This is a genomic window from Caldimonas mangrovi, from assembly GCF_023721835.1.
GTDB lineage: Bacteria > Pseudomonadota > Gammaproteobacteria > Burkholderiales > Burkholderiaceae_C > Caldimonas > Caldimonas mangrovi.
In genome coordinates this window covers 108,223-132,244 of sequence record NZ_JAMKFE010000016.1, presented here as the reverse complement: position 1 = coordinate 132,244, position 24,022 = coordinate 108,223, and the positions used below count along the sequence as shown (strand labels likewise).

At 63.9% G+C, this 24,022-nt stretch carries 24 protein-coding genes and 1 tRNA gene; 22 read left to right on the top strand and 3 right to left on the bottom strand.

The features are described 5' to 3' along the window. Positions 1 to 2 precede the first annotated feature (2 nt). The 10 genes from tuf (M8A51_RS21800) to rpoC all read left to right on the top strand — a co-directional run bounded on the left by tuf (M8A51_RS21800) (position 3) and on the right by rpoC (position 13,591). Entirely contained in the window at positions 3 to 1,193 is a 1,191-nt protein-coding gene (gene tuf / locus M8A51_RS21800) for an elongation factor Tu (protein ID WP_251780632.1), read from the top strand. A 13-nt stretch (positions 1,194 to 1,206) separates the two neighbouring features. Next, positions 1,207 to 1,282: transfer RNA gene (locus M8A51_RS21795), tRNA-Trp, on the top strand. Between the two features lie 155 nt (positions 1,283 to 1,437). Then, on the top strand, positions 1,438 to 1,818 hold the full coding sequence (gene secE, locus M8A51_RS21790; protein ID WP_251780645.1) for a preprotein translocase subunit SecE: 381 nt from the start codon (positions 1,438 to 1,440) through the stop codon (positions 1,816 to 1,818). Between the two features lie 13 nt (positions 1,819 to 1,831). Further along, positions 1,832 to 2,398 carry a transcription termination/antitermination protein NusG gene (gene nusG, locus M8A51_RS21785; RefSeq protein WP_251780644.1) on the top strand — a complete coding sequence of 189 codons (567 nt, stop codon included), beginning with the start codon at positions 1,832 to 1,834 and terminating at the stop codon, positions 2,396 to 2,398. Between the two features lie 168 nt (positions 2,399 to 2,566). Continuing rightward, complete coding sequence (rplK, locus tag M8A51_RS21780) at positions 2,567 to 2,998, top strand: 50S ribosomal protein L11 (protein WP_251780649.1); 432 nt, start codon at positions 2,567 to 2,569, stop codon at positions 2,996 to 2,998. A 2-nt stretch (positions 2,999 to 3,000) separates the two neighbouring features. Beyond that, the gene (gene rplA / locus M8A51_RS21775; RefSeq protein WP_251780643.1) at positions 3,001 to 3,708 is read left to right on the top strand and encodes a 50S ribosomal protein L1; all 708 of its coding nucleotides are present in this window, start codon (positions 3,001 to 3,003) and stop codon (positions 3,706 to 3,708) included. A gap of 273 nt (positions 3,709 to 3,981) precedes the next feature. Beyond that, a complete protein-coding gene (rplJ, locus tag M8A51_RS21770) occupies positions 3,982 to 4,500 on the top strand; it encodes a 50S ribosomal protein L10 (RefSeq protein WP_251780642.1) in 519 nt (172 codons plus the stop codon). Positions 4,501 to 4,538: 38 nt separating this feature from the next. Further along, on the top strand, positions 4,539 to 4,916 hold the full coding sequence (gene rplL, locus M8A51_RS21765; protein WP_251780641.1) for a 50S ribosomal protein L7/L12: 378 nt from the start codon (positions 4,539 to 4,541) through the stop codon (positions 4,914 to 4,916). A 324-nt stretch (positions 4,917 to 5,240) separates the two neighbouring features. Beyond that, positions 5,241 to 9,350, top strand: a complete 4,110-nt coding sequence (gene rpoB, locus M8A51_RS21760) for a DNA-directed RNA polymerase subunit beta (RefSeq protein ID WP_251780640.1) — start codon at positions 5,241 to 5,243, stop codon at positions 9,348 to 9,350. An 11-nt stretch (positions 9,351 to 9,361) separates the two neighbouring features. Then, positions 9,362 to 13,591 (top strand): DNA-directed RNA polymerase subunit beta', encoded by a 4,230-nt coding sequence (rpoC, locus tag M8A51_RS21755; protein WP_251780639.1) that lies wholly within the window; start codon positions 9,362 to 9,364, stop codon positions 13,589 to 13,591. Positions 13,592 to 13,662: 71 nt separating this feature from the next. Here the strand turns inward: rpoC and M8A51_RS21750 are convergent, their stop codons facing one another. Next, positions 13,663 to 14,064, bottom strand: a complete 402-nt coding sequence (locus M8A51_RS21750) for a nuclear transport factor 2 family protein (RefSeq protein WP_251780638.1) — start codon at positions 14,062 to 14,064, stop codon at positions 13,663 to 13,665. Further along, positions 14,061 to 14,489: a MerR family transcriptional regulator gene (locus M8A51_RS21745; protein WP_251780637.1), complete on the bottom strand. Its 429-nt coding sequence runs from the start codon at positions 14,487 to 14,489 to the stop codon at positions 14,061 to 14,063. Before M8A51_RS21745 ends, M8A51_RS21750 begins: the two co-directional genes overlap by 4 nt. Before the next feature lie 157 nt (positions 14,490 to 14,646). Between M8A51_RS21745 and M8A51_RS21740 the strand changes: the two genes are divergently transcribed. Further along, positions 14,647 to 15,027, top strand: coding sequence for a methylglyoxal synthase (locus M8A51_RS21740; protein ID WP_251780636.1), 381 nt, complete (start codon positions 14,647 to 14,649; stop codon positions 15,025 to 15,027). On the opposite strand, the gene M8A51_RS21735 is transcribed toward M8A51_RS21740, so the two are convergent. Further along, entirely contained in the window at positions 15,010 to 15,429 is a 420-nt protein-coding gene (locus M8A51_RS21735) for a putative toxin-antitoxin system toxin component, PIN family (protein ID WP_368408583.1), read from the bottom strand. The two genes, M8A51_RS21740 and M8A51_RS21735, sit on opposite strands and share 18 nt — an antisense overlap. 271 nt (positions 15,430 to 15,700) lie before the next feature. Between M8A51_RS21735 and rpsL the strand changes: the two genes are divergently transcribed. The 11 genes from rpsL (at position 15,701) to rplV (ending at position 24,010) form a co-directional block, all read left to right on the top strand. Beyond that, on the top strand, positions 15,701 to 16,078 hold the full coding sequence (gene rpsL, locus M8A51_RS21730) for a 30S ribosomal protein S12 (protein ID WP_251780648.1): 378 nt from the start codon (positions 15,701 to 15,703) through the stop codon (positions 16,076 to 16,078). A gap of 162 nt (positions 16,079 to 16,240) precedes the next feature. Continuing rightward, the gene (rpsG, locus tag M8A51_RS21725; RefSeq protein ID WP_251780634.1) at positions 16,241 to 16,711 is read left to right on the top strand and encodes a 30S ribosomal protein S7; all 471 of its coding nucleotides are present in this window, start codon (positions 16,241 to 16,243) and stop codon (positions 16,709 to 16,711) included. Positions 16,712 to 16,789: 78 nt separating this feature from the next. After that, entirely contained in the window at positions 16,790 to 18,892 is a 2,103-nt protein-coding gene (fusA, locus tag M8A51_RS21720) for an elongation factor G (protein WP_251780633.1), read from the top strand. A gap of 208 nt (positions 18,893 to 19,100) precedes the next feature. After that, the gene (tuf, locus tag M8A51_RS21715; RefSeq protein ID WP_251780632.1) at positions 19,101 to 20,291 is read left to right on the top strand and encodes an elongation factor Tu; all 1,191 of its coding nucleotides are present in this window, start codon (positions 19,101 to 19,103) and stop codon (positions 20,289 to 20,291) included. A 161-nt stretch (positions 20,292 to 20,452) separates the two neighbouring features. Next, a complete protein-coding gene (rpsJ, locus tag M8A51_RS21710; RefSeq protein ID WP_119156782.1) occupies positions 20,453 to 20,764 on the top strand; it encodes a 30S ribosomal protein S10 in 312 nt (103 codons plus the stop codon). A gap of 193 nt (positions 20,765 to 20,957) precedes the next feature. Then, complete coding sequence (gene rplC / locus M8A51_RS21705; RefSeq protein WP_251780631.1) at positions 20,958 to 21,629, top strand: 50S ribosomal protein L3; 672 nt, start codon at positions 20,958 to 20,960, stop codon at positions 21,627 to 21,629. Beyond that, positions 21,629 to 22,249: a 50S ribosomal protein L4 gene (gene rplD, locus M8A51_RS21700; RefSeq protein ID WP_251780630.1), complete on the top strand. Its 621-nt coding sequence runs from the start codon at positions 21,629 to 21,631 to the stop codon at positions 22,247 to 22,249. The genes rplC and rplD overlap by 1 nt, the downstream gene beginning before the upstream one ends. Further along, on the top strand, positions 22,246 to 22,560 hold the full coding sequence (rplW, locus tag M8A51_RS21695) for a 50S ribosomal protein L23 (protein ID WP_251780629.1): 315 nt from the start codon (positions 22,246 to 22,248) through the stop codon (positions 22,558 to 22,560). The genes rplD and rplW overlap by 4 nt, the downstream gene beginning before the upstream one ends. Next, on the top strand, positions 22,561 to 23,385 hold the full coding sequence (gene rplB / locus M8A51_RS21690; protein ID WP_251780628.1) for a 50S ribosomal protein L2: 825 nt from the start codon (positions 22,561 to 22,563) through the stop codon (positions 23,383 to 23,385). 10 nt (positions 23,386 to 23,395) lie between these two features. Then, a complete protein-coding gene (rpsS, locus tag M8A51_RS21685; RefSeq protein ID WP_251780627.1) occupies positions 23,396 to 23,671 on the top strand; it encodes a 30S ribosomal protein S19 in 276 nt (91 codons plus the stop codon). A 9-nt stretch (positions 23,672 to 23,680) separates the two neighbouring features. Beyond that, positions 23,681 to 24,010 carry a 50S ribosomal protein L22 gene (rplV, locus tag M8A51_RS21680; RefSeq protein WP_251780626.1) on the top strand — a complete coding sequence of 110 codons (330 nt, stop codon included), beginning with the start codon at positions 23,681 to 23,683 and terminating at the stop codon, positions 24,008 to 24,010. Positions 24,011 to 24,022 lie beyond the last annotated feature (12 nt).

The following is a 24,022-nucleotide window of genomic DNA, read 5'->3' as shown; positions in this document are numbered from 1 at the left end:
AAATGGCAAAAGGCAAGTTTGAGCGTACCAAGCCGCACGTGAACGTGGGGACGATTGGTCACGTGGACCATGGCAAGACGACGCTGACGGCGGCGATCACGACGGTGCTGTCGAGCAAGTTCGGCGGCGAGGCGAAGGCGTACGACCAGATCGACGCGGCGCCGGAAGAGAAGGCGCGGGGCATCACGATCAACACGGCGCACGTGGAGTACGAGACGACGAACCGTCACTACGCGCACGTGGACTGCCCGGGGCACGCGGACTATGTGAAGAACATGATCACCGGTGCGGCGCAGATGGACGGTGCCATTCTGGTGTGCTCGGCCGCGGATGGCCCGATGCCGCAGACGCGCGAGCACATTCTGCTGGCGCGTCAGGTGGGTGTGCCGTACATCATCGTGTTCCTGAACAAGTGCGACATGGTGGACGACGCCGAGCTGCTCGAGCTGGTCGAGATGGAAGTGCGCGAGCTGCTGAGCAAGTACGAGTTCCCCGGCGACGACACCCCGATCATCAAGGGTTCGGCCAAGCTGGCGCTGGAAGGCGACAAGGGCGAGCTGGGCGAGCAGGCGATCATGAAGCTGGCCGAAGCGCTGGACACGTACATCCCGACGCCCGAGCGTGCGGTGGACGGCACGTTCCTGATGCCGGTCGAAGACGTGTTCTCGATCTCCGGTCGGGGCACGGTGGTGACGGGCCGTATCGAGCGCGGCATCGTCAAGGTGGGTGACGAAATCGAGATCGTGGGCATCAAGGCCACGCAGAAGACGACCTGCACGGGCGTGGAGATGTTCCGCAAGCTGCTGGACCAGGGCCAGGCGGGCGACAACGTCGGTATTTTGCTGCGCGGCACCAAGCGCGAAGACGTGGAGCGCGGCCAGGTGCTGTGCAAGCCGGGCTCGATCAAGCCGCACACGCACTTCACGGCCGAGGTGTACGTGCTGAGCAAGGAAGAGGGCGGCCGTCATACGCCGTTCTTCAACAACTACCGCCCGCAGTTCTACTTCCGTACGACGGACGTGACCGGCGCGGTGGAGCTGCCGAAGGACAAGGAAATGGTGATGCCGGGCGACAACGTGTCGATCACCGTCAAGCTGATCGCACCGATCGCCATGGAAGAAGGCCTGCGCTTCGCCATCCGTGAAGGCGGCCGCACCGTCGGCGCAGGCGTCGTCGCCAAGGTCATCGAGTAATTGGAAGGTCGATAGGGGTATAGCTCAATTGGCAGAGCGTCGGTCTCCAAAACCGAAGGTTGGGGGTTCGATTCCCTCTGCCCCTGCCAGATCCAGGTGAGCTGCAAGGCGATCCGCGCAGCTCTCTGAACCTGGATTGGCCAGTCCAGCAGCCCGCAGGCGGGGTCCGAAAGGGCCTGACAAGCCCGGCGGGCTTTGCTGCTGATAGTGGTGGCCTCGGGCCACCACGTTCGAAGTGATGCAAATGACCCAACCTCAAGTCGAAACCGTCTCCACCGGCGCTGACAAAGCCAAGCTGGCGCTGGCTGGCGCTCTGGTGATCGGTGCCGTGGCGGCCTTCTACCTGCTGAACCAGCAGGATTTGTGGGTTCGCGTGGCGGCGCTGGCTGTGGCGCTGATCGCGGCAGTCGCGATCTTCTTCACCTCGGAGCCCGGCAAGCAGCTGATCGGCTTCTCGCGCGAGTCCGCTCGCGAAGTGAAGAAGGTCGTCTGGCCGACCCGCAAGGAAGCCATGCAGATGACGGGCTACGTGTTCGCCTTCGTCGTCGTGATGGCGTTGTTCCTGTGGCTGACCGACAAGACGCTGGAGTGGGTGCTGTACGACCTGATCCTGGGCTGGCGCTGAACGAGGACGAACGATGAGCGAAACCGAAAACCAAGCCGCTGCCGGCCCCGCCAAGCGCTGGTACGTCGTCCATGCCTATTCGGGCATGGAAAAGGCCGTCGAGCGCAACCTGCGTGAGCGCATCGACCGCGCCGGCATGCAGCACAAGTTCGGCCGCATCCTCGTACCCACCGAAGAGGTGGTCGAGGTCAAGAACGGCAAGAAGGCCGTCACCGAGCGTCGTTTCTTCCCCGGCTATGTGCTGGTGGAAATGGTGATGGACGACGACTCCTGGCACCTGGTGAAGCACACCTCGAAGGTGACGGGCTTCGTCGGCGGTGCGAAGAACCGTCCGGTGCCCATCTCGGAAGACGAGGTCATGAAGATCGTCAACCAGATGCAAGAGGGCATCGAGAAGCCGCGGCCCAAGGTCGAGTGGGAAGTGGGCGAAGTGGTGCGCGTCAAGGAAGGCCCCTTCACCGACTTCAACGGTGCGATCGAAGAGGTCAACTACGACAAGTCCAAGCTGCGTGTGTCGGTCACGATCTTCGGTCGTGCGACGCCGGTCGAGTTGGACTTCCACCAAGTCGAGAAGATCTGACGCTCTGGATTTGGGGCCCTGGCTGGGGCCTGCGATGCGCGAGCACTGCGAACCAGCCCGTTGCTCAGCCGGTGACGAGACACCGGCACGAGGAGCCAGGGTAGCCAGTCCCTGGCGTTTGTACTCAACAGGTCTCGCGTGGCCGCGAGGCTTGTTTCAGGAGAAATCATGGCCAAGAAGATAGTCGGCTTCATCAAGCTGCAAATTCCGGCAGGCAAGGCCAATCCTTCGCCCCCGGTGGGTCCTGCGCTGGGTCAGCGCGGCCTGAACATCATGGAATTCTGCAAGGCGTTCAACGCCCAGACCCAGGGCGTCGAGCCCGGTCTGATGCTGCCGGTGGTGATCACCGCGTTTGCGGACAAATCGTTCACCTTCGTCATCAAGACGCCGCCCGCGACCGTCCTGATCAAGAAGGCGATCAAGCTGGAGAAGGGTTCCAGCCGTGCTCACCTCGACAAGGTCGGCAAGATCACGCGCGCCCAGCTCGAAGAGATCGCCAAGACCAAAATGAAGGACTTGACGGCTGCCGACCTGGACGCTGCCGTCAAGACGATTGCCGGTTCTGCCCGTTCGATGGGCGTGATCGTGGAGGGTGTCTGATCATGGCCAAGCTGACCAAACGCCAGAAAGCCGTCGCCGGCAAGGTCGACAGCACCAAGCTGTATGCGATCGAAGAGGCGCTGAATCTTGTCAAGGAATGCGCGACCGCGAAGTTCGATGAGTCGATCGACGTGGCGGTGCAACTGGGCATCGATGCGAAGAAGTCCGACCAGGTCGTGCGTGGCGCCGTCGTGATGCCCAACGGCACCGGCAAGACCAAGCGCGTGGCCGTGTTCGCCCAGGGTGCCAAGGCCGAGGAGGCCAAGGCCGCCGGTGCCGACATCGTCGGCATGGAAGACCTGGCCGAGCAAGTGAAGGCCGGCAACCTCAACTTCGACGTCGTGATCGCCTCGCCGGACACCATGCGTGTGGTCGGTACGTTGGGCCAGATCCTCGGCCCGCGCGGCCTGATGCCGAACCCGAAGGTTGGCACCGTGACGCCCGACGTGGCGACGGCGGTGAAGAACGCCAAGGCCGGTCAGGTGCAGTTCCGTGTCGACAAGGCCGGCATCATCCACGCCACCATCGGCCGTCGCTCTTTCGAAGCCGACAAGCTGCGGGGCAACCTGGCGGCACTGCTGGACGCGTTGAACAAGGCCAAGCCGGCGACGAGCAAGGGTGTGTACCTGCGCAAGGTCGCGGTGTCTTCGACGATGGGCGTTGGCGTGCGCGTCGATGCAGCGACGATCAACGCTGCACCGGCTGCCTGATGTATGGAGGCGCCGCAGCATTTTGCGGCGCCATGAATTGGTGGGCCGGGGTGACGCCATGTCGCCCCGGGCTATCAAAGACCGTTGGCGTGACCCTCGCGGGTCGCTTAATCGACGGCAAGGCCTCATCGGGCCGAGCCTGAAGCCAACGCAGATGGCGCACCCGCTGGAATGGATGTGGGGCGAGTCGCAAGACGAGCCCGGTTTCCTGAACAGAGGTCGCTGTAACTGGTGCGCCGGGGGCGACCCCGGTGTGAATGTGAGGAGTAGACCTTGAGTCTGAATCGCAACGAGAAACAAGCTGTCGTGACGGAAGTGGCGGCCCAGGCGGCCCGCTCGCAGACGCTCGCGTTGGCGGAGTACCGTGGCCTCACCGTCGCTCAACTGGACCAACTGCGCCGGCAGGCGCGTGAGAAAGGCGTGTATCTGCACGTCCTGAAGAACACGCTCGCTCGCCGCGCCGTCGCTGGCACCCCGTTCGAGTGCGCGGCCGAGACCATGGCCGGCCCGCTGATCTACGGCTTTTCGGAAGACGCCGTTGCTGCCGCGAAAGTCCTCGCCGACTTCGCCAAAGGCAACGACAAGCTGGTCATCAAGGCCGGCGCCTTCGACGGCAAGGCCCTGGACGCCAATGGCGTGAAGGCCCTGGCCGCGATCCCGAGCAAGGAAGTGCTGCTGTCCCAGTTGCTGGGTCTGATGCAGTCGCCCGTGTCTCGCATGGCTCGCGTGCTGGCCGCCCTGGCCGAAAAGCGTGGTGAAGGCGCCCCCGCTGCCGAAGCTGCCGCTGCTTGAACCTTTCAACCGATATTTCGAAGTTTAGGAAACCAAAAATGGCATTCGATAAAGACGCATTCCTGACCGCGCTGGACAGCATGTCCGTGATGGAACTCAATGACCTGGTCAAGGCCATTGAAGAGAAGTTCGGCGTGTCCGCCGCCGCAATGGCCGCTCCCGCCGGTGCTGGCGGTGGCGCTGCCGCCCCGGCCGCCGAAGAGAAGACCGAGTTCAACGTCGTGCTGCTGGAAGCCGGCGCGAACAAGGTCGGTGTCATCAAGGCCGTGCGCGAAATCACCGGCCTGGGCCTCAAGGAAGCCAAGGACCTGGTCGACGGCGCTCCGAAGCCCGTCAAGGAAGGCATTGCCAAGGCCGACGCCGAAGCTGCCAAGAAGAAGCTGGAAGACGCTGGCGCCAAGGTGGAACTCAAGTAAGCGAGTTTCCCGCATGGGGCTGGGGGCTTTAAAAGGGCCTCCAGCCTTTTGCGCTTCATGGAATTGCTTCCAGAGCGCACCCGAAAAGGCATTTCAAGGCAAGCTTTGAGACCCTTTCCGAGTGTTCTCTGATCCGACTGCAGAGAACCGGTTTGGTCGGACCGCGGTGCAACGCCGAGGTCGTCCGCCAGCGGCTGGTAGTGGCCAGCCACCAAGCTTCAGATCCGTCCCGGTCGCCCCGGGGCGTCCTCTAGATCTGATCGCCAGTCGCCCGATTGAGCCCCTGCTGCGGCCAAGCAGGCGGCTTCAACGTACGGAGTGTTTATGGCGTATACCTACACCGAGCGCAAGCGCATTCGCAAGAGCTTCGGCAAGCGCAAGAGCGTCCTCAACGTCCCCTACCTGCTGACGATGCAGCGGGAATCCTACGTCGCCTTCCTTCAGAAGGACGTCCCCCCGCAAAAGCGCAAGCCCGAGGGTTTGCAAGCAGCCTTCCTTTCCGCGTTCCCGATCGTGTCGCACAACGGGTTCGTGGAGATGAAGTTCATCGAATTCAACATCGCCAGGCCTCCGTTCGACACGCGCGAATGCCAGCAGCGTGGGTTGACCTACGCGGCAGCCGTGCGTGCAAAGCTGCAGATGATCATCTACGACCGTGAGAGCCCGCAGGCCAAGACGGTCAAGGAGATCAAGGAGCAGGAGGTCTACATGGGCGAGGTGCCCCTGATGACCGACTACGGCTCGTTCATCGTCAACGGCACCGAGCGCGTGATCGTGTCTCAGCTGCACCGCTCGCCCGGCGTGTTCTTCGAGCACGACAAGGGCAAGACGCACAGCTCGGGCAAGTTGCTGTTCAGCGCCCGCATCATCCCCTACCGCGGCTCCTGGCTGGACTTCGAATTCGACCCGAAGGACGTGCTGTTCTTCCGCGTCGACCGTCGCCGCAAGATGCCGGTCACGATCCTGCTGAAGGCCATCGGCCTGAACCCGGAATCGATCCTGGCGCACTTCTTCGTGTTCGACAACTTCCGCCTGATGGACTCGGGCGCGCAGATGGAGTTCGTCGCCGACCGCCTGCGCGGTGAAGTGGCTCGCTTCGACATCACCGACAAGTCGGGCAATGTCGTCATCGAGAAGGACAAGCGCATCACCGCGCGCCACACGCGCACGCTGGAGCAGTCGGGCACGCAGTTCATCTCGGTGCCCGAAGACTTTCTCGTCGGCCGTGTGCTGGCCAAGAACATGGTCGACCCGGACACCGGCGAGATCATCGCGAAGGCCAACGACGAGCTGACCGACTCGCTGCTGAAGAAGCTGCGCGCTGCCGGCATCAAGGACATCCAGTGCCTGTACACCAACGAACTGGATCAGGGCGCGTACATCTCGCAGACGTTGGCCAGCGACGAAACCGCTGACCAGCTGGCCGCGCGGGTAGCGATCTACCGCATGATGCGCCCCGGCGAGCCGCCGACGGAAGACGCCGTCGAAGCGCTGTTCAACCGCCTGTTCTACAGTGCCGACACGTACGACCTGTCGCGCGTCGGCCGCATGAAGTTCAACGCGCGTGTCGGCCGCGACGTCTCGGAAGGCCCGATGACGCTGTCGAACGAGGACATCCTCGACGTCGTCAAGATCCTGGTCGACCTGCGCAATGGCCGTGGCGAAGTCGACGACATCGACCACCTCGGCAACCGCCGTGTGCGCTGTGTCGGCGAACTGGCCGAGAACCAGTACCGTTCGGGCCTGGCCCGTATCGAGAAGGCGGTCAAGGAACGCCTCGGCCAGGCCGAGACCGAAGCGCTGATGCCGCACGACCTGATCAACTCCAAGCCCATTTCAGCGGCGCTCAAGGAGTTCTTCGGTGCGTCGCAGCTGTCGCAGTTCATGGACCAGACCAATCCGCTGTCCGAGATCACGCACAAGCGTCGCGTCTCGGCCCTCGGCCCGGGCGGTCTGACCCGCGAACGCGCCGGCTTCGAGGTGCGCGACGTGCACCCGACCCACTACGGTCGCGTCTGCCCGATCGAGACGCCGGAAGGCCCGAACATCGGCCTGATCAACTCGCTGGCCCTGTACGCGCAGCTCAACGAGTACGGTTTCCTCGAGACACCGTACCGCCGGGTCGCCGACGGCAAGGTGACGAACCAGATCGACTACCTGTCGGCGATCGAGGAAGGCAAGTACGTCATCGCGCAGGCCAACGCCACGCTCGACGAGGAAGGCCGCCTGACCGACGAACTGGTGTCTGCCCGTGAAAAGGGCGAGTCGGTGCTGACGTCTCCGGACACCATCCAGTACATGGACGTGGCACCGACGCAGATCGTCTCGGTGGCCGCTTCGCTGGTGCCTTTTCTGGAGCACGACGACGCGAACCGCGCACTGATGGGCGCCAACATGCAGCGCCAGGCCGTGCCGACGCTGCGTCCCGAGAAAGCCTTCGTCGGCACCGGTGTCGAGCGCGTCGCAGCGGTCGACTCGGGCACGGTGGTGGCTGCCAAGCGCGGCGGCGTGGTCGATTACGTCGACACCAACCGTATCGTGATCCGTGTGAACGATGACGAAACGGTGGCCGGTGAAGTCGGCGTCGACATCTACAACCTGATCAAGTACCAGCGTTCGAACCAGAACACGAACATCCACCAGCGTCCGATCGTCCGCCGTGGCGACACGGTGGCTTCGGGTGACGTGATCGCCGACGGCGCGTCGACCGACCTGGGCGAGCTCGCGCTCGGCCAGAACATGCTGGTCGCGTTCATGCCCTGGAACGGCTACAACTTCGAGGACTCCATCCTCATCAGCGAGCGCGTCGTCGCCGACGACCGCTACACCTCGATCCACATCGAGGAACTGGTGGTGATGGCCCGCGACACCAAGCTGGGCCCTGAGGAAATCACGCGCGACATCCCCAACCTGTCCGAGCATCAGCTGTCTCGCCTGGACGAGTCCGGTATCGTCTACATCGGTGCCGAAGTACAGGCCGGCGACGTGCTGGTCGGCAAGGTCACGCCCAAGGGCGAGACCACGTTGACGCCGGAAGAGAAGCTCTTGCGCGCGATCTTCGGCGAGAAGGCTTCCGACGTGAAGGACACGTCGCTGCGGGTGGACCAGGGCACCAACGGCACCGTGATCGACGTGCAGGTCTTCACGCGCGAAGGCATCCAGCGCGACAAGCGTGCCCAGCAGATCATCGACGACGAGCTCAAGCGCTTCCGCCTCGACCTGAACGACCAGCTTCGTATCGTCGAAAGCGATGCGTTCGACCGTATCGAGAAGCTGCTGACCGGCAAGATCGCCAACGGCGGCCCCAAGAAGCTGGCCAAGGGTGCGACGATCGACAAGGCCTACCTGGCCGACGTCGAGAAGTACCACTGGTTCGACATCCGCCCGGCCGACGAAGACCTAGCCAATCAGCTCGAGTCGATCAAGAACTCGCTCGAGCAGACGCGCCACAGCTTCGACCTCGCCTTCGAAGAGAAGCGCAAGAAGCTGACGCAGGGCGACGAGTTGCCCGCCGGCGTGCTGAAGATGGTCAAGGTGTACCTGGCCGTCAAGCGCCGCCTGCAGCCTGGCGACAAGATGGCCGGCCGCCACGGCAACAAGGGTGTGGTGTCGAAGATCGTTCCGGTCGAAGACATGCCCTACATGGCCGACGGCACGCCTGCCGACATCGTGCTCAACCCGCTGGGCGTGCCCTCGCGGATGAACGTCGGTCAGGTGCTGGAAGTTCACCTCGGCTGGGCGGCGAAGGGCATCGGCCAGCGCATCGGCGACATGCTGCAGCAGCACACCCGTGTGCAGGAACTGCGCAAGTTCTTCGACGAGCTGTACAACAAGTCCGGCGGGACCACCGAAAAGCTCGACGACCTGAGCGACGACGAGATCGTCGAGATGGCCGAGAACCTCGCCAAGGGTGTGCCGTTCGCGACGCCGGTGTTCGACGGAGCGGCTGAGGAAGAGATCCGCGGCATGCTGAAGCTCGCCTACCCGGACGAGATCGCGAAGGCCAAGGGCCTGACCGCGACCCGTACGCAGGCGACGTTGCACGACGGCCGAACCGGCGATGCGTTCGAGCGCCCGGTCACCGTCGGCTACATGCACGTGCTGAAGCTGCACCACCTGGTGGACGACAAGATGCACGCCCGCTCGACCGGCCCGTACTCGCTCGTCACTCAGCAGCCGCTGGGGGGCAAGGCGCAATTCGGTGGCCAACGCTTCGGCGAGATGGAAGTGTGGGCGCTGGAAGCGTACGGCGCTTCCTACGTGCTGCAGGAAATGCTGACCGTGAAATCCGACGACGTGAACGGCCGTACCAAGGTGTACGAGAACATCGTCAAGGGTGAACACGCGATCGACGCCGGCATGCCGGAATCGTTCAACGTGCTGGTCAAGGAAATTCGCTCTCTCGGTATCGATATCGAGCTCGAGCGCAACTAAGGAGCAGATGCATGAAAGGCTTGCTGGACCTTTTCAAGCAGTTCACGCCGGATGAACACTTCGATGCGATCAAGATCGGGCTCGCGTCGCCCGAGAAGATCCGCTCGTGGTCGTTCGGCGAGGTGAAGAAGCCCGAGACCATCAACTACCGCACCTTCAAGCCGGAGCGTGACGGTCTCTTCTGCGCCAAGATCTTCGGTCCGATCAAGGACTACGAATGCCTGTGCGGCAAGTACAAGCGCCTGAAGCACCGCGGCGTGATCTGCGAGAAGTGCGGCGTCGAGGTCACGCAGACCAAGGTGCGCCGCGAGCGCATGGGTCACATCGACCTGGCGGCGCCCTGCGCGCACATCTGGTTCCTGAAGTCGCTGCCGTCGCGTCTGGGCCTGGTGCTCGACATGACGCTGCGCGACATCGAGCGCGTGCTGTACTTCGAAGCGTATGTCGTGGTCGACCCCGGCATGACGCCGCTGAAGAAGTTCTCGATCATGAGCGAGGACGACTACGACGCGAAGCGCCAGGAGTTCGGTGACGAGTTCGTCGCGCTGATGGGTGCCGAAGGCATCCAGAAGCTGCTCGCCGAGATGGACCTCGATGTGGAGATCGACAAGCTCCGCAACGACATGACCGGCTCCGAGCTCAAGATCAAGAAGAACTCGAAGCGCCTGAAGGTCATGGAGGCGTTCAAGAAGTCCGGCATCAAGCCGAACTGGATGATCATGGAAGTGCTGCCGGTGCTGCCGCCGGACCTGCGCCCCCTGGTTCCGCTGGACGGCGGTCGCTTCGCGACCTCCGACCTGAACGACCTGTACCGCCGTGTCATCAACCGCAACAACCGCCTGGCGCGCCTGCTCGAACTGAAGGCGCCCGAGATCATCGTGCGCAACGAGAAGCGCATGCTGCAGGAGGCGGTGGACTCGCTGCTGGACAACGGCCGTCGCGGCAAGGCGATGACCGGCGCCAACAAGCGTGCGCTGAAGTCGCTGGCCGACATGATCAAGGGCAAGAGCGGCCGCTTCCGCCAGAACCTGCTGGGCAAGCGCGTCGACTACTCCGGCCGTTCGGTCATCACCGTGGGCCCGACGCTCAAGCTGCACCAGTGCGGCCTGCCCAAGCTGATGGCGCTCGAGCTGTTCAAGCCGTTCATCTTCTCGCGCCTGGAAGCGATGGGCATCGCGACCACCATCAAGGCTGCCAAGAAGGAAGTCGAAGCCGGCACCCCGGTGGTGTGGGACATCCTGGAAGAGGTGATCAAGGAGCACCCCGTCCTGTTGAACCGCGCCCCGACGCTGCACCGCCTGGGCATCCAGGCGTTCGAGCCGGTGCTGATCGAAGGCAAGGCCATCCAGCTGCACCCGCTGGTGTGCGCGGCGTTCAACGCCGACTTCGACGGCGACCAGATGGCCGTTCACGTGCCGTTGTCGATCGAAGCGCAGATGGAAGCCCGCGCGCTGATGCTGGCCTCCAACAACGTGCTGTTCCCGGCCTCGGGCGAGCCGTCCATCGTGCCGTCGCAGGACGTGGTGCTGGGCCTGTACTACGCCACCCGCGAGCGCACCAATGGCAAAGGCGAGGGCATGGTGTTCTCCGACCTGGCCGAGGTGCTGCGCGCGCTCGACAACGGCGTGGTGGAGATCACCGCCAAGATCGCCGTGCGTCTGGTCGAGTACAGCAAGGACAAGGTCACGGGCCAGTTCGTGCCGGAGACCCGCCTGGTCGAAACCACCGTCGGCCGCGCGCTGCTGTCCGAGATCCTGCCCAAGGGCCTGCCGTTCTCGAACATCAACAAGGCGCTGAAGAAGAAGGAGATCTCGCGCCTGATCAACGCTTCCTTCCGCCGCTGCGGTCTGAAGGAGACGGTGGTGTTCGCCGACAAGCTGCTGCAGTCGGGCTTCCGTCTGGCCACGCGTGCCGGCATCTCGATCGCCATCGACGACATGCTGGTGCCGAAGGAAAAGCACGGCCTGATCGAGCGCGCCGAGCAGGAAGTGAAGGAGATCCAGCAGCAGTACGTCTCGGGTCTGGTCACCGCCGGCGAGCGCTACAACAAGGTCGTCGACATCTGGGGCAAGACCGGTGACGAAGTGGGCAAGGTCATGATGGCCCAGCTCGCGAAGGAAAAGGTCACCGACCGCCACGGCAAGCAAGTGGACCAGGAGTCGTTCAACTCCATCTACATGATGGCCGACTCCGGCGCTCGCGGCTCCGCGGCGCAGATCCGTCAGCTGGCAGGCATGCGCGGCCTGATGGCGAAGCCGGACGGCTCCATCATCGAGACGCCGATCACCGCGAACTTCCGCGAAGGCCTGAACGTGCTGCAGTACTTCAACTCGACGCACGGCGCCCGCAAGGGCCTGGCCGACACGGCGTTGAAGACGGCGAACTCCGGCTACCTGACGCGTCGCCTGGTCGACGTGACGCAGGACCTGGTGGTCACCGAGGAAGATTGCGGCACCAGCAATGGCATCGCGATGCGCGCCCTGGTCGAGGGCGGTGAAGTGATCGAGTCGCTGCGCGACCGCATCCTGGGCCGCGTGGCCGCCATCGAGGCGACCCACCCCGAGACGCAGGAAGCGGTGATCAACGCGGGCGACATGCTCGACGAAGATGCGCTCGACCAGATCGAGCAGGCCGGCATCGACGAGGTGAAGGTCCGCACGCCGCTGACCTGCGCCACGCGCTTCGGCCTGTGCGCCAAGTGCTACGGCCGCGATCTGGGCCGCGGCGGGCTGGTCAACACCGGTGAGGCCGTGGGCGTGATCGCGGCGCAGTCGATCGGTGAACCGGGCACGCAGCTGACGATGCGTACCTTCCACATCGGTGGCGCCGCCACGCGTGCAGCGGTGGCGTCGAGCGTCGAGGCCAAGTCCGACGGCATCATCGGCTTCAACGCCACGATGCGGTACGTGACCAACGGCAAGGGCGAGTTGGTGGTCATCGCGCGTTCCGGCGAGATCATCATCTCCGACCAGCACGGGCGCGAGCGTGAACGTCACAAGGTGCCGTACGGCGCCACGCTGAACGTCAAGGCCGACCAGCAGATCAAGGCCGGCACCATCCTGGCCAACTGGGACCCGCTGACGCGCCCGATCATCACGGAATTCGCAGGTCGTGCGAAGTTCGAGAACGTCGAGGAAGGCGTCACCGTCGCCAAGCAGGTCGACGAGGTGACCGGTCTGTCGACCCTGGTGGTGATCGACCCGAAGCGTCGCGGTGCGGCCAAGGTCGTGCGTCCGCAGGTCAAGCTGCTCGACGCCGCCGGCAACGAGGTGAAGATCCCCGGCACCGACCACTCGGTGACGATCGGCTTCCAGGTCGGCTCGCTGATCCAGATCCGCGACGGCCAGGACCTCGCCCCCGGTGAAGTGCTCGCCCGTATCCCGGTCGAAGGCCAGAAGACCCGTGACATCACCGGCGGTCTGCCGCGTGTGGCCGAGCTCTTCGAGGCCCGCTCGCCGAAGGACAAGGGCATCCTCGCCGAAGTCACCGGCACGGTGTCGTTCGGCAAGGAGACCAAGGGCAAGGTGCGCCTGCAGATCACCGACCCGGACGGCAAGGTCTGGGAAGAACTCGTGCCGAAGGAAAAGAACATCCTGGTGCACGAGGGCCAGGTCGTGAACAAGGGCGAGCTGATCGTCGACGGCCCGGCCGACCCGCAGGACATCCTGCGTCTGCTGGGCATCGAGGAGCTGGCACGCTACATCGTCGACGAAGTGCAGGACGTGTACCGTTTGCAAGGCGTGAAGATCAACGACAAGCACATCGAGGTGATCGTTCGCCAGATGCTGCGTCGCGTCCAGATCGCCAACCCGGGCGACACGCACTACATCGCCGGCGAGCAGGTCGAGCGCTCGGAACTGCTGGGCACCAACGACCGCATGCGTGCGGCGGGCAAGCTCGAGGCCACGCATGCCGACGTGCTGCTGGGCATCACGAAGGCGTCGCTGTCGACCGACAGCTTCATCTCGGCGGCCTCTTTCCAGGAGACCACCCGCGTGCTGACCGAGGCGGCCATCATGGGCAAGCGCGACGAGCTGCGCGGTCTGAAGGAGAACGTCATCGTCGGTCGCCTGATCCCGGCCGGTACCGGTCTCGCCTTCCATCTGGCCCGCAAGGCCAAGGAAGAGATGGACGAGCAGGAGCGCCGCGCGATCGCCATGCAGGAAGCCGAGGAAATGGCCGCACTGCAGATGGCGCAGCTCGAGAGCAGCGACGAATCGACGCCTCCGGCGAGCGAATGAGCCCCCGCCATCCGGCGATGAAAAAGGCGGCCTCGGCCGCCTTTTTCTTTGCCCGGCACGGCGCCCGCGCGTCAGGGCGCGCCGAGAGCCGATGCGGCGAGCTCGGTGTCCATGTACTCGGTGAGTTCGTGCAACTTGCCGTCGTCGCCGAAGCGGCACACATAGCAATAGGTGTTGTCGTAGCGCTTGCCGCTGCGGGTCGTCACGTTCCCCTGACACTCGACGACGACGTGATCGCCTTCCGCGATGAACCGGTGGGCGCGGTTCACATAGGTGTCGGCGAAGCGCGCGAACAGCGGGCGCAGCAACTGCTCGCGAACGGCCTGCTTGCCGCGCCAGGCGCCGGACCAGGTCGAGCGGCCCGGGATGATCCAGCTGAAGTCGTCAGCCATGGCGTCGACGAAGGGGCGGCCGTTGCCATTGGCGAGTTCCGCGAAGACGGCTTGCAGGGTCTGTTTGTGGTCGGTGCTCATGTCGCATTTCTCCTGGCAGATGGAACCGGCATGGGGTCGCCCGCGGGCCGTCTGCCTTCGGCCTGCCAGCGATCGTAGAAATCGATCTTCGCGTCGAGCAGCGTCAGCGACTCCGTCCATTGCGCGATCGTATTGACCACGCGCTCGCGGTGCGCACGCAGCAGTTCGTTGCGCTGCGCCAGCGTGGCCTTGCCTTGCCGGACCAGCGCCGTGTAGCGCCGCATCTCGGCGATGGACATGCCGGTGGCCCGCAGGCGTTCCATCAGCAGCAACCAGCCGACGTGCTGTTCGGTGTAGAGGCGCCGCCCACCGACGTCGCGTGCGACGCCGGGGATCAGTCCCTGGGCTTCGTACCAGCGGATCGTGTGTACGCTGCGCCCGGTGCGGGAAGCAAGGCCGCCGATGTGCAATGACGAGGGGTTCATGAGCGTCTCCTGGAACAGCCGGATTGAACCGGCTAGAGCGCGCTCTAGGTCAAGCCCCGTTCGGACGTGTGGGTATGCGCCGGTTCTGCCCCCCGGAATCCGGACCGCGGCCGTCACCAAAGCGCCCTATCATCTTCAGCTCCGCACGGAGCCTGTCATGACTGCCTGCCGCATCGCATTGATCTCGCACGACAAGAAGAAAGACGACATGGTCGCGCTCGCGCGCGAATTCCTGGATTTCCTGGGCCGCTGCCAGATCTGTGCCACTGGCACCACCGGCGGTCGCCTGCAGCGGGAGGTCGGTTTGGTGGTGGAATCGATGTTGAGCGGCCCGCTGGGCGGGGACCTGCAGATCGGTGCCCGTCTGGCGGTCGGTGGTGTCGACGCTGTGGTCTTCCTGCGCGACCCGATGACACCGCAACCGCACGAGCCCGACATCAACGCGCTGGTGCGCGCCTGCGACGTGCATGACATTCCTTGCGCTACCAATCTTGCATCGGCGCGCCTGCTGCTGAAGCAGCTACAGTCCGGCGGCTGATGACGGCCGCCACTCGAGCGGCCGGGCGACGCTGACCCCCAGCTGGGCCGCGCGCTTGGCCAGCTTCAGCAGCTCGCGGTCCTTGGTCAGCAACCAGTCCGCACCCTGGGCCACTGCCAGGTCGATGAATTTTTGGTCGTCGGGGTCCTTGCAGCGCAGGGGCGCACGTGGCGCGACCGGCTCGATGAAGCGCGCATGGGTGCGCCACACGGAGCGGATCGTCGTCACATCCGGTTGTCGGGCAGCAATCCACGAGTAAGTAAGCACACGCTCCATTTCCTCCTGCATGGGCGCGGTGGCGACCCAGTGCAGTCGCCCGTCCTGCAGCGCCTGGGCCAGCGAGACGATGTACGGATCGCGAAACACGAGCCAGTCGAGGAGCACGTTGGTGTCGAGCACCACCAAGGGAGTCGCGGGGGAAGGGTTCAAGGGCGAAAACCGTCGTTCTGAGATGCTGGCAAGACCTTGCTTGCGGCTGCGGGTTGCCCCGAATATAATCGAGGGCTTTTCGGCAGATTCTGCTGTGCTCTTTGCTGGGCAGCCTACCGCAACTGAAGCCGCTCATGTCGGCTTTTCTCCCTGCGGCTTCGGGCTGATGCTTCGCTTCAGGAGTGCTCGGCATCTTCCGGGAAAAGTCAGTTTTCAAGTAACTTCAAACGGGAACAAGTTACCCATGCCAACCATCAACCAGCTCGTGCGTCACGGCCGCAAGGTCGAGATCACGAAGTCCAAGTCGCCGGCAATGGAAAATTGCCCTCAGCGTCGCGGCGTGTGCACCCGCGTGTACACCACCACCCCCAAGAAGCCGAACTCCGCGCTGCGTAAGGTCGCCAAAGTGCGCCTGACCAACGGTTTCGAGATCATTTCCTACATCGGCGGCGAAGGTCACAACCTGCAAGAGCACAGCGTCGTGCTCGTGCGCGGCGGCCGGGTGAAGGATCTGCCGGGTGTGCGTTATCACATCGTGCGCGGCTCGCTCGACCTGCAAGGCGTGAAAGACCGCAAGCAGTCGCGCTCCAAGTACGGCGCGAAGCGGCCCAAGAAGGCCTAAAGAGCATCCAGTTGTCGCGGTGGGCGCGTATCTTGCGCGCAAGCCGGACGTGTGTAGCGGCAGCCTGTGGGCTGGCCGAGTAAGTGGGTGGCCCCAGAAGTCGGTGGCGCCCAGGGTGTGGGCAAAGAGCCTGCGCCAACTGAAGCAAAAGGAAGGTGAATCATGCCTCGTCGTCGCGAAGTACCGAAGCGCGAAATCCTGCCGGACCCGAAGTTCGGCAACGTCGATCTGTCCAAGTTCATGAACGTCGTGATGGAGTCCGGCAAGAAGGCCGTGGCCGAACGCATCATCTACGGTGCACTGGACCAGGTCGAGAAGAAGTCCGGCAAGGACCCGCTCGAGATCTTTCTGACCGCGCTGAACAACGTCAAGCCGATGGTCGAAGTGAAATCCCGGCGTGTGGGCGGTGCGAACTACCAAGTTCCCGTGGAAGTTCGCCCTGTCCGCCGCATGGCACTCGCGATGCGCTGGCTGAAGGAGTCTGCGCGCAAGCGTGGTGAGAAGTCGATGGCCCAGCGTCTGGCCAACGAGCTGCTCGAAGCAGCCGAAGGCCGCGGCGGCGCGATGAAGAAGCGCGACGAAGTGCACCGCATGGCCGAAGCCAACAAGGCCTTCTCGCACTTCCGCTTCTAAAGTCCGTCAACAAGCCCTACGGCTGCCCCGTTCGGTCCACGAGACACGCGGGGCGGCCTTTGTATTTGGAGTGACATCATGTCCCGCAAGACCCCGATTGAGCGCTACCGCAACATTGGTATCTCCGCTCACATCGACGCCGGTAAGACGACGACCACCGAGCGCATCCTGTACTACACCGGTGTGAACCACAAGATCGGTGAAGTGCACGACGGCGCCGCCACGATGGACTGGATGGAGCAGGAGCAGGAGCGGGGCATCACGATCACCTCTGCTGCGACGACCTGCTTCTGGAAGGGCATGGACCTGTCCTATCCGGAGCACCGCTTCAACATCATCGACACCCCGGGGCACGTCGACTTCACCATCGAAGTCGAGCGCTCGATGCGCGTGCTGGACGGCGCTTGCATGGTGTATTGCGCCGTGGGTGGTGTGCAGCCCCAGTCGGAAACCGTGTGGCGCCAAGCCAACAAGTACAAGGTGCCGCGTCTCGCGTTCGTCAACAAGATGGACCGTACCGGCGCGAACTTCTTCAAGGTCTATGACCAGATGAAGGCGCGGCTGAAGGCCAACCCTGTGCCCATCGTCGTGCCGATCGGCGCCGAGGAAGATTTCAAGGGCGTGGTCGACCTGTTCAAGATGAAATCCATCGTCTGGGACGAGGCCAGCCAAGGCATGAAATTCGAGTACGGCCCCATTCCGTCCGAGCTCGAGGCAGAGTGCCAGAAGTGGCGCGAGAACATGATCGAGGCCGCAGCCGAGGCTTCCGAGGAACTGATGAACAAGTACCTCGAGACCGGCGAGCTGACCGAAGAAGAGATCAAGCTGGGTCTGCGGCAGCGCACCATCGCGACCGAAATCCAGCCCATGCTGTGCGGCACCGCCTTCAAGAACAAGGGCGTGCAACGCATGCTCGACGCAGTGATCGACTTCCTGCCGTCACCGGTGGACATCCCTCCGGTGGGCGGCCACGACGAAGACGACAAGGAAGTCACCCGCAAGGCAGACGACAGCGAGAAGTTCGCTGCGCTCGCGTTCAAGCTGATGACCGACCCGTATGTCGGCCAGCTGACCTTCGTGCGCGTGTACTCCGGCGTGCTGAAGTCGGGCGACTCGGTCTACAACCCGATCAAGGGCAAGAAAGAGCGCATCGGCCGGATCCTGCAGATGCACGCCAACCAGCGTGAAGAAATCAAGGAAATCCTGGCGGGCGATATTGCCGCTTGCGTCGGCCTGAAGGAAGTTACCACCGGCGAGACCCTGTGCGACCCGGATGCCGTGATCACCCTCGAGAAGATGGTGTTCCCGGAGCCCGTGATCTCCCAGGCCGTCGAGCCCAAGACCAAGGCCGACCAGGAAAAGATGGGCACCGCGCTGGGCCGTCTGGCTCAGGAAGACCCGTCCTTCCGCGTGCGCACCGACGAAGAGTCCGGCCAGACCATCATCTCTGGCATGGGCGAGTTGCACCTCGAGATCATCGTTGACCGCATGAAGCGCGAGTTCGGTGTCGAGGCCAACGTCGGCAAGCCGCAGGTGGCCTACCGCGAGACGATCCGCAAGGCCGTCTCCGATGTCGAAGGCAAGTTCGTGCGCCAGTCGGGCGGCAAGGGTCAGTACGGCCACGTCGTGCTGAAGATCGAGCCGAACGAGCCGGGCAAGGGCTTCGAGTTCGTCGACGCCATCAAGGGCGGTGTGGTGCCGCGCGAATTCATCCCTGCGGTGCAGAAGGGTCTCGAAGACACGCTGCCCAACGGCGTGCTGGCGGGCTATCCGGTGGTCGACGTGAAGGTCACGCTGACTTTCGGCTCGTACCACGAGGTGGACTCGAACGAAAACGCGTTCAAGATGGCCGCGTCGATCGGTTTCAAGGACGGGTGCCGCAAGGCCAGCCCGGTGATCCTCGAGCCGATGATGGCCGTCGAAGTCGAGACGCCGGAAGACTACGCCGGCTCGGTGATGGGTGATTTGTCGTCCCGTCGCGGCATGGTGCAAGGCATGGACGACATGCCTGGCGGCGGCAAGGTCATCAAGGCTGAAGTGCCGCTGTCCGAGATGTTCGGCTACTCGACGACGCTGCGTTCGATGTCGCAGGGGCGTGCCACGTACACGATGGAGTTCAAGCACTACGCTGAAGCTCCGAAGAACGTGGCCGACGCGATCATCACCGCTCGCGGGAAATAAAGCTCACCCCCTACGGCCTGCGGCCGCCCCCTTCGAGGGGCGCCACCAGCAGACCGGCGGAGCCGGATCTGCGGTGTCAGCTGGAGGGCGTCGAGGGTGTTTGGATTTGTCTTTGGCGCCGCATTGCGGTTGGCCTGCTGCCCGTGGCAGGCCAGTGCTGGAGACGTAAAACCGACACGGGCAATTGTTCTTTCCTTGGAGAGCAGAAATGGCAAAAGGCAAGTTTGAGCGTACCAAGCCGCACGTGAACGTGGGGACGATTGGTCACGTGGACCATGGCAAGACGACGCTGACGGCGGCGATCACGACGGTGCTGTCGAGCAAGTTCGGCGGCGAGGCGAAGGCGTACGACCAGATCGACGCGGCGCCGGAAGAGAAGGCGCGGGGCATCACGATCAACACGGCGCACGTGGAGTACGAGACGACGAACCGTCACTACGCGCACGTGGACTGCCCGGGGCACGCGGACTATGTGAAGAACATGATCACCGGTGCGGCGCAGATGGACGGTGCCATTCTGGTGTGCTCGGCCGCGGATGGCCCGATGCCGCAGACGCGCGAGCACATTCTGCTGGCGCGTCAGGTGGGTGTGCCGTACATCATCGTGTTCCTGAACAAGTGCGACATGGTGGACGACGCCGAGCTGCTCGAGCTGGTCGAGATGGAAGTGCGCGAGCTGCTGAGCAAGTACGAGTTCCCCGGCGACGACACCCCGATCATCAAGGGTTCGGCCAAGCTGGCGCTGGAAGGCGACAAGGGCGAGCTGGGCGAGCAGGCGATCATGAAGCTGGCCGAAGCGCTGGACACGTACATCCCGACGCCCGAGCGTGCGGTGGACGGCACGTTCCTGATGCCGGTCGAAGACGTGTTCTCGATCTCCGGTCGGGGCACGGTGGTGACGGGCCGTATCGAGCGCGGCATCGTCAAGGTGGGTGACGAAATCGAGATCGTGGGCATCAAGGCCACGCAGAAGACGACCTGCACGGGCGTGGAGATGTTCCGCAAGCTGCTGGACCAGGGCCAGGCGGGCGACAACGTCGGTATTTTGCTGCGCGGCACCAAGCGCGAAGACGTGGAGCGCGGCCAGGTGCTGTGCAAGCCGGGCTCGATCAAGCCGCACACGCACTTCACGGCCGAGGTGTACGTGCTGAGCAAGGAAGAGGGCGGCCGTCATACGCCGTTCTTCAACAACTACCGCCCGCAGTTCTACTTCCGTACGACGGACGTGACCGGCGCGGTGGAGCTGCCGAAGGACAAGGAAATGGTGATGCCGGGCGACAACGTGTCGATCACCGTCAAGCTGATCGCACCGATCGCCATGGAAGAAGGCCTGCGCTTCGCCATCCGTGAAGGCGGCCGCACCGTCGGCGCAGGCGTCGTCGCCAAGGTCATCGAGTAAGAGTTGGTGCCCCCGGGTGCCGGCGCCTGGACGGCGCTGGTCACCCACCCCCCGACGGGGTCGCTGTCGCCTTGGGGCGGCCCGGCGGCCACAGCGCCCGTTCGGACACCATGTTTTCGTTGCAGCCCTTGGGGCCGCAACACTGCTCTTTAGGAAGCACCATGCAGAAGCAAAAGATCCGCATCCGTCTGAAAGCGTTCGACTACAAGCTGATCGACCAGTCGGCGCTCGAGATCGTGGATACCGCCAAGCGCACCGGCGCGATCGTCAAGGGCCCGGTGCCCCTGCCGACCCGCCTGCAGCGTTTCGACATCCTGCGCTCGCCGCACGTCAACAAGAGCTCACGCGACCAGTTCGAAATCCGCACCCACCAGCGTCTGATGGACATCGTCGACCCGACCGACAAGACGGTCGACGCGCTGATGAAGCTGGACCTGCCGGCCGGCGTCGACGTCGAGATCAAGCTGCAGTAAGCGGCCGACCAAGAACGGCCTAGGGTTGTTCGAGTTGCGGCGACGGTCGCTCTTGCTATAATCCCAGGCTTTTCCGCAAGTGCCCACCTCGGTGGGCCTTTGTGGTTTCTAGGTGGCAGGTCGTTCGAGCAACTCGGCGGCCTGTTGCAAATCAGTCAGCCCGGCCAATCGATGTCGGGCATCGGAGAAAACAATGAGTCTTAGCAATCGTCTCGGATTGCTGGGCCGCAAGGTGGGCATGATGCGCATCTTCACGGATGACGGCGACGCCGTGCCCGTGACGGTGCTGGACGTGTCCAACAACCGCGTGACCCAGGTCAAAACCGTTGAGACCGACGGCTACAGCGCCATCCAGGTGGCGTTCGGTGTGCGCAAGGCTTCGCGCGTCACCAAGCCGGAAGCCGGCCACCTTGCGAAAGCGGGTGTCGAGGCCGGTGAACTCCTCAAGGAATTCCGCGTGCCCGCCGAAGTGGCCGCCGAGTACAAGCCGGGCTCCACCCTCCCCGTGACGATGTTCGCCGCCGGCCAGATGGTCGACGTGCAGGGCACGTCCATCGGCAAGGGCTTCGCCGGCACCATCAAGCGCCACAACTTCGCTTCCCAGCGCGCCTCCCACGGTAACAGCCGCTCGCACAACGTGCCCGGCTCGATCTCCATGGCACAGGACCCGGGCCGTGTGTTCCCGGGCAAGAAGATGTCCGGCCACATGGGCGACGAAACCGTGACCACCCAGAACCTCGACATCGTGCGCGTTGACGAAGCCCGTCAGCTGCTGCTGGTCAAGGGGGCCGTTCCCGGCTCCAAGGGCGGCCACGTCGTGGTGCGTCCGGCCGTGAAGGTCAAGGTCAAGAAGGGAGCCCAGTGATGCAGATCGAGCTCCTGAACGAGCAGGGCCAGGCCGCTTCCAAGGTCGACGCGCCCGACACCGTGTTCGGCCGCGACTACAACGAAGCGCTGGTGCACCAGGTGGTGGTGGCCTATCAGGCCAACGCCCGCCAGGGCACGCGCGCCCAGAAGGACCGCGCGACCGTCAAGCACTCCACCAAGAAGCCGTGGCGCCAGAAGGGCACCGGCCGCGCCCGTGCGGGCATGACCTCGTCGCCGCTGTGGCGCGGGGGCGGTCGCATTTTCCCGAACAGCCCCGACGAGAACTTCACCCAGAAGGTCAACAAGAAGATGTACCGTGCCGGCATGGCCGCCATCTTCTCGCAACTGGTGCGCGAAGGCCGCCTGGCCGTGGTCGACTCCCTCACGGTCGAGTCGCCCAAGACCAAGGTGCTGGCGCAGAAGTTCAAGGCCATGGGTCTGGACTCCGTCATGGTGATCGCCGACGAGGTCGACGAGAACCTCTATCTCGCTTCGCGCAATCTGGCCAACGTGCTCGTCGTCGAGCCGCGCTACGCCGATCCGCTGTCGCTCGTGCACTACAAGAAGGTGCTCGTGACGAAGGCCGCGATGGAGCAGCTCAAGGAGATGCTGGCATGAGCACTCTGAAATTCGATGAGAACCGCCTGATGCAGGTGCTCGTTGCGCCGATCGTGTCCGAGAAGGCCACGTCGGTCGGCGAGAAGCACAACCAGGTGCTGTTCAAGGTCCTGCGCGACGCCACCAAGCCTGAAATCAAGGCGGCCGTTGAACTGATGTTCAAGGTCGAGGTGAATGCCGTGCAAGTGGTGAACCAGAAGGGCAAGGTCAAGCGCTTTGGCCGCACCATCGGCCGACGTGACCACGTCAAGAAGGCCTATGTGTCGCTGAAGGAAGGCCAGGAGCTCAACTTCTCCGGGGAGGCTGCTTAAATGGCCGTCGTCAAACTCAAACCCACGTCGCCCGGCCGTCGCGCCGTGGTGAAGGTGGTGCACAAGCATCTGCACAAGGGCAAGCCGGAAGCGTCGCTGCTCGAGCCGCAGAAGCAGAATGCCGGCCGCAACAACAACGGCCATATCACCACCCGTCACAAGGGTGGTGGGCACAAGCACCACTACCGCGTGATCGATTTCCGCCGCAACAAGGATGGCATCCCGGCGAAGGTGGAGCGTGTCGAGTACGACCCGAACCGCACGGCTCACATCGCGTTGGTGTGCTACGCCGACGGCGAGCGTCGCTACATCATCGCCCCCCGTGGCCTGGAGATCGGCGCGACCGTGCTGAGCGGAGCCGAAGCCCCGATCAAGGCCGGCAACACGCTGCCGATCCGCAACATCCCGGTGGGCTCGACCATCCACTGCATCGAGATGCTGCCGGGCAAGGGTGCCCAGATCGCCCGCTCGGCGGGAGCGTCCGCGGTGCTGATGGCTCGCGAAGGCACGTACGCCCAGGTTCGACTGCGCTCGGGTGAGGTCCGCCGGATCCACATCGACTGTCGCGCGACCATCGGCGAGGTGTCGAACGAAGAGCACAGCCTGCGTCAGTACGGCAAGGCCGGCGCCATCCGCTGGAAGGGCATCCGCCCGACCGTGCGCGGCGTCGCGATGAACCCGGTGGATCACCCGCACGGCGGCGGCGAAGGCCGCACCGGCGAGGCGCGTGCTCCGGTGTCACCGTGGAACACGCTGACCAAGGGCTATCGCACTCGCAACAACAAGCGCACGCAGACCATGATCGTGTCGCGTCGCAAGAAATAAGAGGTAGGTCATGGCTCGTTCATTGAAAAAAGGTCCGTTCGTGGACCACCACCTCATGTCCAAGGTCGAGACCGCTTCGGCCAACAAGGACAAGAAGCCGATCAAGACCTGGTCGCGCCGCTCGACGATCCTGCCTGAGTTCATCGGCCTGACGATTGCCGTGCACAACGGCAAGCAGCACGTCCCTGTCTACGTGACCGACCAGATGGTCGGCCACAAGCTCGGCGAGTTCGCGCTGACCCGCACGTTCAAGGGTCACCCCGCGGACAAGAAGGCGAAACGGTAAGGAGTGACCATGGAAACCCGTGCAAGTGTTCGCGGCGTGCGTCTGTCGGTCGACAAGGGTCGACTCGTGGCAGACCTGATCCGCGGCAAGAAGGTCGACCAGGCGCTCAACATCCTGGAGTTCACGCAGAAGAAAGCTGCCGTGATCATCAAGAAGGCGCTCGAGTCCGCCATCGCCAATGCCGAGCACAACGATGGCGCCGACATTGACGAACTGAAAGTCAAGACGATCTATGTGGAGCAAGGCACCACGTTGAAGCGTTTCACCGCGCGCGCCAAGGGCCGCGGCAACCGCATCAGCAAGCCGACCTGCCACATCTACGTCACCGTCGGCAACTGATAGGCAGACAGG

Coding starts and splice junctions, on each gene's coding strand:
- tuf (WP_251780632.1), top strand. CDS start 3: ATGGCAAAAGGCAAGTTTGAGCGTACCAAGCCGCACGTGAACGTGGGG.
- secE (WP_251780645.1), top strand. CDS start 1,438: ATGACCCAACCTCAAGTCGAAACCGTCTCCACCGGCGCTGACAAAGCC.
- nusG (WP_251780644.1), top strand. CDS start 1,832: ATGAGCGAAACCGAAAACCAAGCCGCTGCCGGCCCCGCCAAGCGCTGG.
- rplK (WP_251780649.1), top strand. CDS start 2,567: ATGGCCAAGAAGATAGTCGGCTTCATCAAGCTGCAAATTCCGGCAGGC.
- rplA (WP_251780643.1), top strand. CDS start 3,001: ATGGCCAAGCTGACCAAACGCCAGAAAGCCGTCGCCGGCAAGGTCGAC.
- rplL (WP_251780641.1), top strand. CDS start 4,539: ATGGCATTCGATAAAGACGCATTCCTGACCGCGCTGGACAGCATGTCC.
- rpoB (WP_251780640.1), top strand. CDS start 5,241: ATGGCGTATACCTACACCGAGCGCAAGCGCATTCGCAAGAGCTTCGGC.
- rpoC (WP_251780639.1), top strand. CDS start 9,362: ATGAAAGGCTTGCTGGACCTTTTCAAGCAGTTCACGCCGGATGAACAC.
- M8A51_RS21750 (WP_251780638.1), bottom strand. CDS start 14,064: ATGAGCACCGACCACAAACAGACCCTGCAAGCCGTCTTCGCGGAACTC.
- M8A51_RS21745 (WP_251780637.1), bottom strand. CDS start 14,489: ATGAACCCCTCGTCATTGCACATCGGCGGCCTTGCTTCCCGCACCGGG.
- M8A51_RS21740 (WP_251780636.1), top strand. CDS start 14,647: ATGACTGCCTGCCGCATCGCATTGATCTCGCACGACAAGAAGAAAGAC.
- rpsL (WP_251780648.1), top strand. CDS start 15,701: ATGCCAACCATCAACCAGCTCGTGCGTCACGGCCGCAAGGTCGAGATC.
- rpsG (WP_251780634.1), top strand. CDS start 16,241: ATGCCTCGTCGTCGCGAAGTACCGAAGCGCGAAATCCTGCCGGACCCG.
- fusA (WP_251780633.1), top strand. CDS start 16,790: ATGTCCCGCAAGACCCCGATTGAGCGCTACCGCAACATTGGTATCTCC.
- tuf (WP_251780632.1), top strand. CDS start 19,101: ATGGCAAAAGGCAAGTTTGAGCGTACCAAGCCGCACGTGAACGTGGGG.
- rpsJ (WP_119156782.1), top strand. CDS start 20,453: ATGCAGAAGCAAAAGATCCGCATCCGTCTGAAAGCGTTCGACTACAAG.
- rplC (WP_251780631.1), top strand. CDS start 20,958: ATGAGTCTTAGCAATCGTCTCGGATTGCTGGGCCGCAAGGTGGGCATG.
- rplD (WP_251780630.1), top strand. CDS start 21,629: ATGCAGATCGAGCTCCTGAACGAGCAGGGCCAGGCCGCTTCCAAGGTC.
- rplW (WP_251780629.1), top strand. CDS start 22,246: ATGAGCACTCTGAAATTCGATGAGAACCGCCTGATGCAGGTGCTCGTT.
- rplB (WP_251780628.1), top strand. CDS start 22,561: ATGGCCGTCGTCAAACTCAAACCCACGTCGCCCGGCCGTCGCGCCGTG.
- rpsS (WP_251780627.1), top strand. CDS start 23,396: ATGGCTCGTTCATTGAAAAAAGGTCCGTTCGTGGACCACCACCTCATG.
- rplV (WP_251780626.1), top strand. CDS start 23,681: ATGGAAACCCGTGCAAGTGTTCGCGGCGTGCGTCTGTCGGTCGACAAG.